This window comes from Ramlibacter sp. Leaf400 (assembly GCF_001424545.1).
Classification (GTDB): domain Bacteria; phylum Pseudomonadota; class Gammaproteobacteria; order Burkholderiales; family Burkholderiaceae_C; genus Ramlibacter.
Genome location: NZ_LMQL01000001.1, coordinates 1 through 13659, shown reverse-complemented (window position 1 = coordinate 13659; position 13659 = coordinate 1). Strand labels below are relative to the sequence as shown.

Sequence of the window (13659 nt, the reverse complement as noted above, 5' to 3'; positions counted from 1 at the left end):
GCGCCGCTTACTCGCCGGATGCGCCTTCGGTCGCCTCGGGGGCGCCCGCGCCTTCGGCGATGCCGGCCAGTTCCGCAGCTTCCTGGTCGGCGATGGCGCGGCGCTCGGCCTCGTCCATCGCGTCCTTGGCCTTGCGGGCCTGGTGGTACGCCATGCCGGTGCCCGCGGGGATCAGGCGGCCGACGATGACGTTCTCCTTCAGGCCGCGCAGCTCGTCGCGCTTGCCCATGATGGCCGCTTCGGTCAGCACGCGCGTGGTCTCCTGGAAGGAGGCCGCGGAGATGAACGAATCGGTCGACAGCGAGGCCTTGGTGATGCCCAGCAGCAGGTTGCTGTAGGTCGCCGGGATCTTGCTGTCGCCACGCAGCGCGTCGTTGGTGTCCAGCATCTCGGAACGCTCGACCTGCTCGCCGCCGATGTAGCCGGACTCGCCCGGGTTCTCGACCACGACACGGCGCAGCATCTGGCGAACGATCACCTCGATGTGCTTGTCGTTGATCTTCACGCCCTGGAGGCGGTAGACGTCCTGCACCTCGTCGACGATGTAGCGGGCCAGCTCCTCCATGCCCAGCAGGCGCAGGATGTCCTGCGGGTCCGCCGGACCGTCGACCACCGACTCGCCCTTGTTCACCACCTGGCCTTCGTGCACCAGGATGTTCTTCTCCTTGGGCACCAGCTCCTCGTGCACGCCGCCTTCCGGATCGGTGATCTGCAGGCGGATCTTGCCCTTGGTCTCCTTGCCGAACGACACGGTGCCGGTCATCTCGGCCAGCACGCCCTTGTCCTTGGGCGAGCGGGCTTCGAACAGCTCGGCCACGCGCGGCAGGCCGCCCGTGATGTCGCGGGTCTTCTGCCCTTCGATCGGGATGCGGGCCAGCACTTCGCCGGGCGCCACGTCCTGGCCGTCACGCACCTGGATCAGCGCGCCGACCTGGAAGCCGATCGTCACCGAGTGGTCGGTGCCGGGGATCTTCACCTCGCCGCCGCTGGCGTCGATCAGCTTGACCTGCGGGCGGACCACCTTGGCGGAGCCGCGGCGCTTCGGGTCGATCACGACCAGCGTCGACAGGCCGGTGACCTCGTCGACCTGCTTGGCGACCGTGAGGCCTTCCTCGACGTTCTCGAACTTCACCTTGCCGGCGAACTCCGTGATGATCGGGCGGGTCAGCGGGTCCCAGTTGGCCAGCACGGTGCCGGCCTTGACCGACTGGTCGGCCTTCACCGTCAGCGTGGCGCCGTACGGCACCTTGTGGCGCTCGCGCTCGCGGCCGTGCTCGTCGTGGATGACGATCTCGCCGGAACGCGCGATCACCACCAGCTCGCCCTTGCCGTTGGTCACGTAGCGCATCGTGCTGTTGAAGCCGATCACGCCGTTGGACTTGGCTTCCACGCTGGAGGCGATGGCCGCGCGGGACGCGGCGCCACCGATGTGGAAGGTGCGCATCGTCAGCTGCGTGCCGGGCTCGCCGATCGACTGGGCGGCGATGACGCCGACCGCTTCGCCGACGTTGACCATGCCGCCGCGGCCGAGGTCGCGGCCGTAGCACTTGGCGCAAAGGCCGAATCGCGTGGCGCAGGTGAGCGCCGTGCGGACTTTCACTTCGTCGTTGCCGGCGGCTTCCAGCTCCTCGATCACGTCCTCGTCCAGCATGGCGCCGGCCGGGACCATGACGGCCCGCGACTCGGGGTGCAGCACGTCGTCGGCCGCGACACGGCCGAGGATACGGTCGCGCAGCGATTCGATGACTTCACCGCCCTCGACGATGGCGCGCATCAGCGAGCCCTCGCTGGTGCCGCAGTCGTCCTCGATCACGACCAGGTCCTGCGTCACGTCGACCAGGCGGCGCGTGAGGTAGCCGGAGTTCGCGGTCTTCAGCGCCGTGTCGGCCAGGCCCTTGCGGGCGCCGTGCGTGGAGATGAAGTACTGCAGAACGTTCAGGCCTTCGCGGAAGTTGGCCGTGATCGGCGTCTCGATGATCGAGCCGTCCGGCTTGGCCATCAGGCCCCGCATGCCCGCCAGCTGGCGGATCTGGGCGGCCGAGCCGCGGGCGCCGGAGTCGGCCATCATGTAGATGGAGTTGAACGACTCCTGCTCCACTTCCTTGCCGTTGCGGTCCAGCGTCTTTTCCTTGGCCAGCTGGGCCATCATCACCTTGGACACTTCGTCGCCCGACTTGCCCCAGATGTCGACCACCTTGTTGTAGCGCTCGCCGGCGGTGACCAGGCCCGAGACGTACTGCTGCTCGATCTCCTTCACTTCCTTCTCGGCGCGCGCGATGATCTCCGCCTTCTGCGGCGGCACCAGCATGTCGTCGATGGCGATGGAGATGCCGGCCTTGGTGGCCAGGCGGAAGCCGTTCTGCAGCAGCTTGTCGGCGAAGACCACGGTCTCCTTCAGGCCGCACTTGCGGAAGGACACGTTGATCAGCTTGCTGATCTCCTTCTTCTTGAGCGCCTTGTTGATGTTGGCGAAGGCCAGGCCCTTGGGCAGGATCTCCGACAGCAGCGCGCGGCCGACCGTGGTGTCCACCAGGCTGGTGGAAGGCACGAACTCGCCGCTGGTCTTGTCCCTGTTCCACTCGGTCAGGCGCACGGCCACCTTGGCGGTCAGCTCGACCTGGCCGCCGTCCAGCGCGCGCTGGACCTCGCCCACGTCGGCGAAGACCATGCCTTCACCCTTGGCGTTGATGCGCTCGCGGGTGGTGTAGTACAGGCCCAGCACCACGTCCTGCGACGGAACGATGGACGGCTCGCCGTTGGCGGGGAAGAGCACGTTGTTGGAGGCCAGCATGAGCGTGCGGGCTTCCATCTGCGCTTCCACCGACAGCGGGACGTGCACGGCCATCTGGTCGCCGTCGAAGTCGGCGTTGAAGGCGGCGCAGACCAGCGGATGCAGCTGGATCGCCTTGCCTTCGATCAGGATCGGCTCGAAGGCCTGGATGCCCAGGCGGTGCAGGGTCGGCGCGCGGTTCAGCAGGACCGGGTGCTCCTTGATCACCTCTTCCAGGATGTCCCACACCACCGGGGTGCCGGATTCCACTTCCTTCTTGGCCGCCTTGATCGTGGTGGCGATGCCCATCGCCTCCAGGCGCGAGAAGATGAAGGGCTTGAACAGCTCCAGCGCCATCAGCTTGGGCAGGCCGCACTGGTGCAGCTTGAGGGTCGGGCCCACGGTGATGACCGAGCGGCCCGAGTAGTCGACGCGCTTGCCCAGCAGGTTCTGGCGGAAGCGGCCGCTCTTGCCCTTGATCATGTCGGCCAGGGACTTCAGGGCGCGCTTGTTGGCGCCCGTCATGGCCTTGCCGCGGCGGCCGTTGTCCAGCAGCGAGTCGACGGCTTCCTGCAGCATGCGCTTCTCGTTGCGCGCGATGATCTCCGGGGCCTTGAGTTCCAGCAGGCGGCGCAGGCGCGAGTTGCGGTTGATGACGCGGCGGTACAGGTCGTTCAGGTCGGAGGTCGCGAAGCGGCCGCCGTCCAGCGGCACCAGCGGACGCAGGTCCGGCGGCAGCACCGGCAGCACGTCCATCACCATCCAGTTGGGCTTGATGCCCGACTTCTTGAAGGCTTCCAGCACCTTCAGGCGCTTGGCGTTCTTCTTGACCTTGACTTCGGAGCCGGTCAGGTCGCCGCGAAGCTTCTCGATCTCGATGTCGATGTCGATGCCTTCGAGCAGGTCCTTGATGCCTTCGGCGCCCATCTTGGCGATGAACTCGTCGCCGTATTCCTTGCGCTTGGCGTCATGGTCGTCCTCGGACATGATCCCGAACTTCTTGAGCGGGGTCATGCCGGGGTCGGTGATGACGTAGGCCTCGAAGTACAGCACGCGCTCGATGTCGCGCAGCGTCATGTCGAGCACCAGGCCCAGGCGCGACGGCAGCGACTTCAGGAACCAGATGTGGGCGCAGGGCGCGGCCAGGTCGATGTGGCCCATGCGCTCGCGGCGCACCTTGGTCTGGGTGACTTCGACGCCGCACTTCTCGCAGATCACGCCGCGGTGCTTCAGGCGCTTGTACTTGCCGCACAGGCACTCGTAGTCCTTGATCGGGCCGAAGATCTTGGCGCAGAAGAGACCGTCCCGCTCCGGCTTGAACGTGCGGTAGTTGATCGTCTCGGGCTTCTTGACTTCACCGAACGACCACGAACGGATCTTCTCCGGCGAGGCCATCCCGATCTTGATGGCATCGAAATGCTCGTCGGGTGTGAATTGCTTGAACAGGTCGAGTAGCGATTTCATTGACTCAATCCTTCCCTATTACGAACGCTCGAGTTCCATGTCCAGGCCCAGGGAGCGGATCTCCTTGACCAGGACGTTGAACGATTCCGGCATGCCGGCGTCGATGGCGTGCTCGCCCTTGACGATGGACTCGTACACCTTGGTGCGGCCCTGCACGTCGTCGGACTTCACCGTCAGCATCTCCTGCAGCGTGTAGGCCGCGCCGTAGGCTTCCAGCGCCCACACTTCCATCTCGCCGAAGCGCTGGCCGCCGAACTGGGCCTTGCCGCCCAGGGGCTGCTGCGTGACGAGCGAGTACGGGCCGGTCGAACGCGCGTGCATCTTGTCGTCCACCAGGTGGTGAAGCTTGAGCACGTGCATGTAGCCCACGGTGACGGGGCGCTCGAACTGGTCGCCGGTGCGGCCGTCGTACAGGTGCGCCTGCGTGCGGGTGGCGGTGAGGCCCTTGCGCTGCGAGATGTCCTCCGGGAAGGCCAGGTGCAGCATGTTGCGGATCTCGGTCTCCGAGGCGCCGTCGAACACCGGGGTGGCGAACGGCACGCCCTTGGCGAGCTCGCCGGCCATCTCCAGCACCTGGTCGTCGCTCATCGACGTGATGTCTTCCTGGCGGCCGGACTTGTTGTACAGCTCGTCGAGGAACTTGCGCAGTTCGGCCACGCGGGACTGCTCCTGCAGCATGTCGCCGATGCGGTGGCCGATGCCCTTGGCGGCCCAGCCCAGGTGCACTTCCAGCACCTGGCCCACGTTCATGCGCGAAGGCACGCCCAGCGGGTTGAGCACGATGTCGCACGGCGTGCCGTCGGCCATGTAGGGCATGTCCTCGACCGGAACGATCTTGGACACCACGCCCTTGTTGCCGTGGCGGCCGGCCATCTTGTCGCCGGGCTGCAGGCGCCGCTTGACGGCCAGGTAGACCTTGACCATCTTCAGCACGCCGGCGGGAAGCTCGTCGCCCTGGGTCAGCTTCTTGCGCTTTTCTTCGAACGCGAGGTCGAAGTTGTGGCGCTGCTGCTCGATCGAGTTCTTGATGGACTCGAGCTGGGCGGCCACGTCGTCGTCGGCCGGGCGGATGTCGAACCAGTGGTACTTCTCGATCGACTGCAGGTAGGCCTTGTCGATCTTGGTGCCCTTGGCCAGCTTCTGCGGGCCGCCGTTGGCGACCTTGCCGTTGAGCAGCTTCTCGATCCGGTCGAAGGCGTCGGCCTCGACGATGCGCAGCTGGTCGTTCAGGTCCAGGCGGAAGCGCTTGAGTTCATCGTCGATGATCTGCTGGGCGCGCTTGTCGCGCTGGATGCCTTCGCGGGTGAACACCTGCACGTCGATCACGGTGCCCTGCGAGCCCTGGTCCACGCGCAGCGAGGTGTCCTTCACGTCGGAGGCCTTCTCGCCGAAGATGGCGCGAAGCAGCTTCTCTTCCGGCGTCAGCGTGGTCTCGCCCTTGGGGGTGACCTTGCCCACCAGCGTGTCGCCCGGCATGACCTCGGCGCCCACGTAGATGATGCCGCTCTCGTCCAGGCGGTTGAGCTGCTGCTCCGACAGGTTCGGGATGTCGCGGGTGATCTCCTCGGCGCCCAGCTTGGTGTCGCGCGCCATCACCACCAGTTCCTCGATGTGGATCGAGGTGTAGCGGTCGTCGGCCACGACGCGCTCGCTGATCAGGATCGAGTCCTCGAAGTTGTAGCCGTTCCAGGGCATGAACGCCACCAGCATGTTCTGGCCGAGCGCGAGCTCGCCCAGGTCGGTCGACGCCCCGTCGGCGACGACGTCGCCCTTGGAGATCTTGTCGCCGCGCTTGACGATCGGACGCTGGTGGATGTTGGTGTTCTGGTTGGAACGCTGGTACTTGATCAGGTTGTAGATGTCGACGCCGACTTCACCGGCGGCGGCTTCCTCGTCGTTCACGCGCACCACGATGCGGGTGGCATCGACGTAGTCGACCACGCCGCCGCGGCTGGCGGTGACCACGGTGCCGGAGTCGACCGCGGAGACGCGCTCGATGCCGGTGCCGACGAAGGCCTTCTCGGGGCGCAGCACCGGCACGGCCTGGCGCTGCATGTTGGCGCCCATCAGTGCGCGGTTGGCGTCGTCGTGCTCCAGGAAGGGCACCAGCGAGGCGGCCACCGACACGATCTGCGCCGGCGACACGTCCATGTACTGGATGCGGTCGGCGCCGACCAGGATGGATTCGCCGCGCTCACGGGCGGACACCAGCTCGCCGGTCAGGCGGCCCTGCTCGTCCAGCGCCGCGTTGGCCTGGGCGATCACGTACTTGCCTTCCTCGATGGCCGACAGGTAGTCGATTTCCATCGTCACCTTGCCGTCGCGCACGCGGCGGTACGGCGTCTCGATGAAGCCGTACTCGTTCAGGCGCGCGTACAGGGCCAGGGAGTTGATCAGGCCGATGTTCGGGCCTTCCGGCGTCTCGATCGGGCACACCCGGCCGTAGTGCGTGACGTGCACGTCGCGCACTTCGAAGCCGGCGCGCTCGCGCGTCAGGCCGCCCGGGCCCAGGGCCGAGACGCGGCGCTTGTGCGTGATCTCGGACAGCGGGTTGGTCTGGTCCATGAACTGCGACAGCTGCGACGCGCCGAAGAACTCCTTGAGCGCCGCGGAGATCGGCTTGGAGTTGATCAGGTCGTGCGGCATCAGCGGCTCTTGCTCGGCCTGGCCGAGGCGTTCCTTGACGGCCTTCTCGATGCGGGCCAGGCCCGTGCGGTACTGGTTCTCGGCCAGCTCGCCGACGCAGCGGACGCGGCGGTTGCCCAGGTGGTCGATGTCGTCGACTTCACCGCGGCCGTTGCGCAAGTCCACCAGGATCTTGACCACGGCGAGGATGTCTTCGTTGGTCAGCACCATCGGGCCGGTGCTCTCTTCGCGTCCGACCTTGGCGTTGAACTTCATGCGGCCCACGCGCGACAGGTCGTACGTGTCCGGGTTGTAGAACAGGCGCTGGAACAGGGCCTGCACCGCGTCCTCGGTGGGCGGCTCGCCGGGGCGCATCATGCGGTAGATGGCCACGCGGGCGGCGAACTCGTCCACCGTCTCGTCGATGCGCAGGGTCTGGCTGATGTACGGGCCCTGGTCGAGCTCGTTGGTGTAGATGACCTGCAGGTCCTGGACGCCGGCGGTGCGCAGCTTCTTGAGGAGGGCCTCGGTCAGCTCGTCGTTGGCCTTGGCGATGATCTCGCCGGTGTCGGCGTCGACGACGCTGCGGGCGACGACGCGGCCGATCAGGTAGTCCTCGGGCACGCTGATGTGCGTGGTGCCGGTCTGCTCCAGCTCACGGGTGTGGCGGGCGGTGACGCGCTTGTCCTTGGCCACCACGACCTTGCCGGACTTGTCGGTGATGTCGAAGCGGGCCACTTCGCCGCGCAGGCGCTCGGAGACGAACTCCATCTGCGCGCCGCTGTCCATCAGGCGGAAGTTGTCGTTGACGAAGAAGTTCGCCAGGATCGACTCGGGCGTCAGGCCGATGGCCTTGAGCAGGATCGTCACCGGCATCTTGCGGCGGCGGTCGACGCGGAAGTACAGGATGTCCTTCGGGTCGAACTCGAAGTCCAGCCAGGAGCCGCGGTAGGGGATGATGCGGGCGCTGAACAGCAGCTTGCCCGAGCTGTGCGTCTTGCCCTTGTCGTGCTCGAAGAACACGCCCGGCGAGCGGTGCAGCTGGGAGACGATCACGCGCTCGGTGCCGTTGATGATGAAGGAGCCCTTGTCGGTCATCAGGGGCACTTCGCCCATGTAGACCTCCTGCTCCTTGACCTCCTTGACCACCTTGCTCTGCGGCGTCGACGACTCGCGGTCGTAGATGATCAGCTGCACCTTGGCGCGCACGGCCGAGGCGTAGGTCAGGCCGCGAGTCTGGCACTCGCGCACGTCGAACGCCGGCTTGGCCAGGTTGTATTCGATGAACTTCATCTCGACAAACCCGTTGTGCGAGACGATGGGGAAAGCCGCGTCGAACGCGGCCTGCAGGCCCTCGACGGTGCGCCGCGAGGGCGCCATGTCGGCTTGGAGGAAGGCGGTGTACGCGTCCTTCTGCATCTGCAGCAGGTACGGCACTTCCAGCACGCTGTCGCGTTTGCCGAAGCTTTTGCGGATGCGCTTGCGTTCGGTGTAAGAATAGGCCATGAGATCTCCGGGCTATGAGCTCTTGCGCAACTGACTAGCCGGGCCCGCGGATGGGACCGGCGTTGCTTGGCGGGTTGGCCACTACCAACCATGGCGGACGGCCGTGCATTGCACACGGCCCGAACCAAGGCATCTTCTGCAGTCGGGGTCAGAAGACACTCGAAAACTCTGGGGGGAACCCGCGATTGTCCCAGGGCTTTCGGGTGCGTTCACGCCACCCTCCAAGAAGCACCAAAGGCTGGAGGCCCTTTCGAGCCGTCCAGCCTCCGGTGCCGGGGTCGATTACTTGAGTTCGACCTTGGCGCCGGCTTCTTCCAGCTTCTTCTTGGCAGCCTCGGCGTCGGCCTTGGCGATGCCTTCCTTGACGGCCTTCGGAGCGCCGTCCACCAGGTCCTTGGCTTCCTTGAGGCCCAGGCCGGTGATCTCGCGCACGGCCTTGATGACCGACACCTTGTTCGCGCCGGCTTCCAGCAGCTGCACGGTGAACTCGGTCTTCTCTTCGGCGGCCGCGGCAGCGCCGCCGCCAGCGCCACCACCGGCGGCCGGAGCGGCCATCGCGGCGGCGGACACGCCGAACTTCTCTTCGATCGCCTTGACCAGGTCGTTGAGTTCCATGACCGTCATGCTGTCCAGCGCGGTCAGGAATGCGTCTTTGTCGAATGCCATTTTTCGTTCCTAGAAATGAGTTGGGTTACGTGGGGGACGCCTGCCGCTCAGGCAGCCGCCGCCTCGCCTTTCTTGGTCGCCAGCGCGCCCAGCACCACGGCGGTGCGGGAGATCGGCGACATCAACAGCCCGCACAGCTGGGCCAACAGCACTTCCTTGCTCGGAATGCTGGCCAGCTGCTTCACGCCGTTGACATCCAGGGCCTTGCCCGCGAACGCGCCCGCGCGAATGACCAGCTTGTCGTTGGTCTTCGCGAAGTCGGCCACCACCTTGGCGGCGGCCACAGCGTCCACGGAGAAGCCGTAGATCAGCGGACCGGTCATCTGGTCACCGACGACTTCGAACTGGCTGCCCGCAACCGCACGGCGAGCCAGGGTGTTCTTCAGAACACTCAGGCTGACACCCTGCTTGCGCGCTTCGTTGCGCAGCTTCGTCATGTCGGCGACCGTGATGCCGCGGTATTCCGCCATCACCAGCGTTTGAGCTTTAGCGGCGAGGCCGGTCACTTCTTCAATGACCGCTTCTTTCTCACTGCGATTCAGACTCAAGGTCTACTCCTTAAATGCGCCGCTGGGGTTTCCACCTTCGCGGCACGCCTTTCCTTCAGCGACCAAACCTCGAGGAATCTTCCAACTCCATCTCGGCGGGATCGCCATCTGCGTTGGCGACGGGATTTGGAGGCGAACCTCCATTCCTGCCATTAAGCGGGTCGCCCCGCACCAACGGTCTTGGATGGCCTGCCGGTTCCTCGCGGGCCGGCAGCCCACCACGCCGGCCGCGCCTTTCGGCACGGCCGATAGTCAGAGGTGCCCGAGCAACGCGCTACGCGCTCTTGGTCCGGCACCTCGTCATTGCTACGCCTGCGGTTGCGCCGCCAGCGTCTGCGTGTCCACGCGAACGCCCAGGCCCATGGTCGAGGACACGGCCACCTTGCGCAGGTAGATGCCCTTGCTCGATGCCGGCTTGGCCTTGGTCAGCGCGTCGATCAGCGCCGACAGGTTGCCCTGCAGCTTGTCGGTGTCGAACGAGCGGCGGCCGATGGTGGCGTGCACGATGCCCGCCTTGTCGACGCGGAACTGCACCTGGCCGGCCTTGGCGTTCTTGACCGCCGTGGCGACGTCGGGCGTGACGGTGCCGACCTTGGGGTTGGGCATCAGGCCGCGGGGGCCCAGGATCTGGCCCAGCGTGCCGACCACGCGCATCGCGTCGGGCGCGGCGATCACCACGTCGAACGGCATGTCGCCGGCCTTGACGCGGGCGGCCAGGTCGTCCATGCCGACGATGTCGGCGCCAGCGGCCTTGGCTTCCTCGGCCTTGGCGCCCTGGGCGAACACGGCCACGCGCTTGGTCTTGCCGGTGCCGTTGGGCAGCACGACGGCGCCACGCACCACCTGGTCGGACTTCTTGGCGTCGATGCCCAGCTGCACGGCCACGTCGATGGACTCATCGAACTTGGCGGTGGCGGCTTCCTTCACGAGGGTGATCGCCTCGGTCAGCGGGTACAGCTTGGTGCTGTCGACCTTGCCCTCGAGGGCTTTTTGCTTCTTGGTCAGCTTGGCCATTTACACGCCCTCCACGGTGACGCCCATCGAACGGGCAGAGCCGGCCAGCGTCTTGACGGCGGCGTCGATCGAGGCCGCGTTCATGTCCTTCAGCTTGGTCTTGGCGATCTCCTCGAGCTGGGCCCGGGTGATCTTGCCGACCTTGTCGCTGTGCGGCTTGGCCGAACCCTTGTCCAGCTTGATCGCCTTCTTGATCAGCGTCGTGGCCGGGGGGGTCTTGATGATGAAGGTGAAGCTCTTGTCCGCGTAGGCGGTGATCACCACCGGCAGCGGCAGGCCCGGCTCGACACCCTGGGTCTGCGCGTTGAACGCCTTGCAGAACTCCATGATGTTCAGGCCGCGCTGGCCCAGCGCGGGGCCGATCGGGGGCGACGGGTTGGCCTTGCCAGCCGGCACTTGCAGCTTGACAAAACCGACGATTTTCTTCGCCATGGTTCAGGTACTCCTTGCGGGTTCTAGCGCCTCGGTCACAAGGACCTCGGCTCCCCGGGGTTGACAGCTCGACTTCTTGAAACCCGCGCGAGCTGGTGAACGCGGATCGGAAAACTTGGCATTCGGGGCCCGCCGTGGCCGGGCCCGCTGGGCTTCAGGTCTTCTCGACCTGGCTGAACTCGAGTTCGACCGGCGTGGCGCGGCCGAAGATGGTGACGGACACCCGCACCTTGTTCTTCTCGTAGTTGACTTCCTCGACCGTGCCGTTGAAGTCGGTGAACGGGCCGTCCTTGACGCGCACGTACTCGCCCACCACGAATTCGACCTTGTGGCGGGGCTTCTCGACGCCCTCTTCCATCTGGCCGAGGATCTTGGCGACCTCGTCCTCGGAGATCGGGGCCGGGCGGTTCTTGGCGCCGCCGACGAAGCCGGTCACCTTGTTGGTGTGCTTGACCAGGTGCCAGGTGTCGTCGTTCATCACCATCTGCACCAGCACGTAGCCGGGGTAGAAGCGACGCTCCGAAGTGCGCTTCTGGCCGTTCTTGATCTCGACCACTTCCTCGGTGGGCACCAGGATCTCGCCGAACATGTCCTGCATGCCGGCGCGGTTGATGCGCTCACGGATGTTGCGCTCGACGGCCTTCTCCATGCCGGAGTAGGCGTGCACCACGTACCAGCGAAGGTCGGGGTTGGTCGGCTTGGCGGGCGCGCCCGCTTCGCCGGCGTTCTGGGACGTTTCGGTTTCGCTCATGTCTTACTTCCACCCCAGGATCAGGTCGTAGAACACCCACTCGAGGGTCTTGTCGGTCAGCCACAGGAACAGCGCCATGACCACGACGAAGCCGAACACGTAGACGGTCATCTGGATCGCTTCCTTGCGGGTGGGCCAGACGACCTTCTTGACTTCCTTCCAGGCGTCGCGCCCGAAGGCGGCGAACTCCTTGCCGGTCTCCGACGTCATGAAGACGACGAAGGCCGCGGCCAGGCCCAGCACCAGAGCGCCCCACTGGGCGACGGCGCCCTGGCGGCCAAGCAGGTAGAAGCCCGCGATGCCGGCGATCACCAGGGCGACGGCGGCGCCCAGCTTGGCCTTGTCGGCGCCGGTGGTGACGGTTTCAACTTGCTGTGAAGTGGCCATGAATGGCGGTTTCCTGCTCTTGATCCAGCCGTTTCCTAGAAACGGTGAAGCCCGTCGTTCAGACGGGCTTGATTTCTCTCGCGCCCTCGCGGGCCTGGGATGCCACTCAGGTGGCAGGGGCAGTAGGAATCGAACCTACAACCTTCGGTTTTGGAGACCGACGCTCTGCCAATTGAGCTATACCCCTCCGAGGCCGTGAGGCCTTATTCCATGATCTTGGCGACGACGCCGGAACCCACGGTCTTGCCGCCTTCGCGGATGGCGAAGCGCAGGCCTTCTTCCATGGCGATCGGGGCGATNGCCTTATTCCATGATCTTGGCGACGACGCCGGAACCCACGGTCTTGCCGCCTTCGCGGATGGCGAAGCGCAGGCCTTCTTCCATGGCGATCGGGGCGATCAGCTTGACCGTGATCGACACGTTGTCGCCAGGCATCACCATCTCCTTGTCCTTGGGCAGCTCGATGGCGCCCGTCACGTCCGTCGTGCGGAAGTAGAACTGRGGACGGTAGTTGTTGAAGAACGGCGTGTGGCGGCCGCCCTCGTCCTTGGACAGCACGTAGATCTCGGCCGTGAAGTGCGTGTGCGGCTTGACCGAACCCGGCTTGCACAGCACCTGGCCGCGCTCGACGTCTTCGCGCTTGGTGCCGCGCAGCAGGATGCCCACGTTGTCRCCGGCCTGGCCCTGGTCCAGGAGCTTCCTGAACATCTCCACGCCSGTGCAGGTCGTCTTTTGCGTGGGCTTGATGCCCACGATCTCGATTTCCTCGCCGACCTTGACCACGCCACGCTCCACGCGGCCGGTGACCACGGTGCCGCGGCCGGAGATGGAGAACACGTCTTCCACCGGCATCAGGAACGCRCCGTCCACGGCGCGCTGCGGCGTCGGGAAGTAGCTGTCCATCGCGTCGGCCAGCTTCATGATGGCCTTCTCGCCCAGGTCGCCCTTGTCGCCTTCCAGCGCCAGCTTGGCCGAGCCATGGATGATCGGGGTGTCGTCACCGGGGAAGTCGTACTTGGTCAGCAGCTCGCGCACTTCCATCTCGACCAGCTCGAGCAGCTCGGCGTCGTCCACCATGTCGCACTTGTTCAGGAACACGATGATGTGCGGCACGCCCACCTGGCGGGCCAGCAGGATGTGCTCGCGCGTCTGGGGCATCGGGCCGTCGGCGGCCGAGCACACCAGGATGGCGCCRTCCATCTGGGCGGCACCGGTGATCATGTTCTTGACGTAGTCGGCGTGGCCCGGGCAGTCCACGTGGGCGTAGTGGCGYGCGGCCGTCTCGTATTCCACGTGCGCGGTGTTGATCGTGATGCCGCGCGCCTTTTCCTCGGGCGCCGCATCGATCTGGTCGTAGGCCTTGGCTTCGCCGCCGAACTTGGTCGACAGCACCGTCGTGATCGCCGCCGTCAGCGTGGTCTTGCCGTGGTCCACGTGGCCGATGGTGCCCACGTTGACGTGCGGCTTCGTGCGCTCGAATTTACCTTTTGCCATTT

9 protein-coding genes, 1 tRNA gene and 1 pseudogene are annotated in these 13659 nt (G+C 65.9%); all 11 read right to left on the bottom strand.

Annotated elements, in window-relative coordinates:
* Window positions 1-7: 7 nt before the first annotated feature.
* Complete coding sequence (gene rpoC / locus ASG30_RS00050; RefSeq protein ID WP_055890779.1) at window positions 8-4234, bottom strand: DNA-directed RNA polymerase subunit beta'; 4227 nt, start codon at window positions 4232-4234, stop codon at window positions 8-10.
* Window positions 4235-4252: 18 nt separating this feature from the next.
* Complete coding sequence (gene rpoB, locus ASG30_RS00045) at window positions 4253-8365, bottom strand: DNA-directed RNA polymerase subunit beta (RefSeq protein ID WP_055890776.1); 4113 nt, start codon at window positions 8363-8365, stop codon at window positions 4253-4255.
* Window positions 8366-8647: 282 nt separating this feature from the next.
* On the bottom strand, window positions 8648-9031 hold the full coding sequence (rplL, locus tag ASG30_RS00040) for a 50S ribosomal protein L7/L12 (RefSeq protein ID WP_055890773.1): 384 nt from the start codon (window positions 9029-9031) through the stop codon (window positions 8648-8650).
* 47 nt (window positions 9032-9078) lie between these two features.
* On the bottom strand, window positions 9079-9579 hold the full coding sequence (rplJ, locus tag ASG30_RS00035) for a 50S ribosomal protein L10 (RefSeq protein ID WP_055890769.1): 501 nt from the start codon (window positions 9577-9579) through the stop codon (window positions 9079-9081).
* A gap of 306 nt (window positions 9580-9885) precedes the next feature.
* Complete coding sequence (gene rplA, locus ASG30_RS00030; protein ID WP_055890766.1) at window positions 9886-10593, bottom strand: 50S ribosomal protein L1; 708 nt, start codon at window positions 10591-10593, stop codon at window positions 9886-9888.
* Entirely contained in the window at window positions 10594-11025 is a 432-nt protein-coding gene (gene rplK, locus ASG30_RS00025) for a 50S ribosomal protein L11 (RefSeq protein WP_055890764.1), read from the bottom strand.
* A 154-nt stretch (window positions 11026-11179) separates the two neighbouring features.
* Window positions 11180-11776: a transcription termination/antitermination protein NusG gene (nusG, locus tag ASG30_RS00020; RefSeq protein WP_055890762.1), complete on the bottom strand. Its 597-nt coding sequence runs from the start codon at window positions 11774-11776 to the stop codon at window positions 11180-11182.
* Between the two features lie 3 nt (window positions 11777-11779).
* Complete coding sequence (gene secE, locus ASG30_RS00015; protein ID WP_055890760.1) at window positions 11780-12163, bottom strand: preprotein translocase subunit SecE; 384 nt, start codon at window positions 12161-12163, stop codon at window positions 11780-11782.
* A gap of 111 nt (window positions 12164-12274) precedes the next feature.
* Window positions 12275-12350: transfer RNA gene (locus tag ASG30_RS00010), tRNA-Trp, on the bottom strand.
* A 16-nt stretch (window positions 12351-12366) separates the two neighbouring features.
* Window positions 12367-12462 (bottom strand): annotated as a pseudogene (locus ASG30_RS21975) (elongation factor Tu); the annotation flags it as partial.
* Window positions 12463-12466: 4 nt separating this feature from the next.
* Window positions 12467-13657: an elongation factor Tu gene (gene tuf / locus ASG30_RS00005; RefSeq protein ID WP_055890757.1), complete on the bottom strand. Its 1191-nt coding sequence runs from the start codon at window positions 13655-13657 to the stop codon at window positions 12467-12469.
* Window positions 13658-13659 lie beyond the last annotated feature (2 nt).

Bases quoted from the DNA above. Each gene is read 5' to 3' on its own strand.
- rpoC (WP_055890779.1), bottom strand. From the start codon at position 4,234: ATGAAATCGCTACTCGACCTGTTCAAGCAATTCACACCCGACGAGCAT.
- rpoB (WP_055890776.1), bottom strand. From the start codon at position 8,365: ATGGCCTATTCTTACACCGAACGCAAGCGCATCCGCAAAAGCTTCGGC.
- rplL (WP_055890773.1), bottom strand. From the start codon at position 9,031: ATGGCATTCGACAAAGACGCATTCCTGACCGCGCTGGACAGCATGACG.
- rplA (WP_055890766.1), bottom strand. From the start codon at position 10,593: ATGGCCAAGCTGACCAAGAAGCAAAAAGCCCTCGAGGGCAAGGTCGAC.
- rplK (WP_055890764.1), bottom strand. From the start codon at position 11,025: ATGGCGAAGAAAATCGTCGGTTTTGTCAAGCTGCAAGTGCCGGCTGGC.
- nusG (WP_055890762.1), bottom strand. From the start codon at position 11,776: ATGAGCGAAACCGAAACGTCCCAGAACGCCGGCGAAGCGGGCGCGCCC.
- secE (WP_055890760.1), bottom strand. From the start codon at position 12,163: ATGGCCACTTCACAGCAAGTTGAAACCGTCACCACCGGCGCCGACAAG.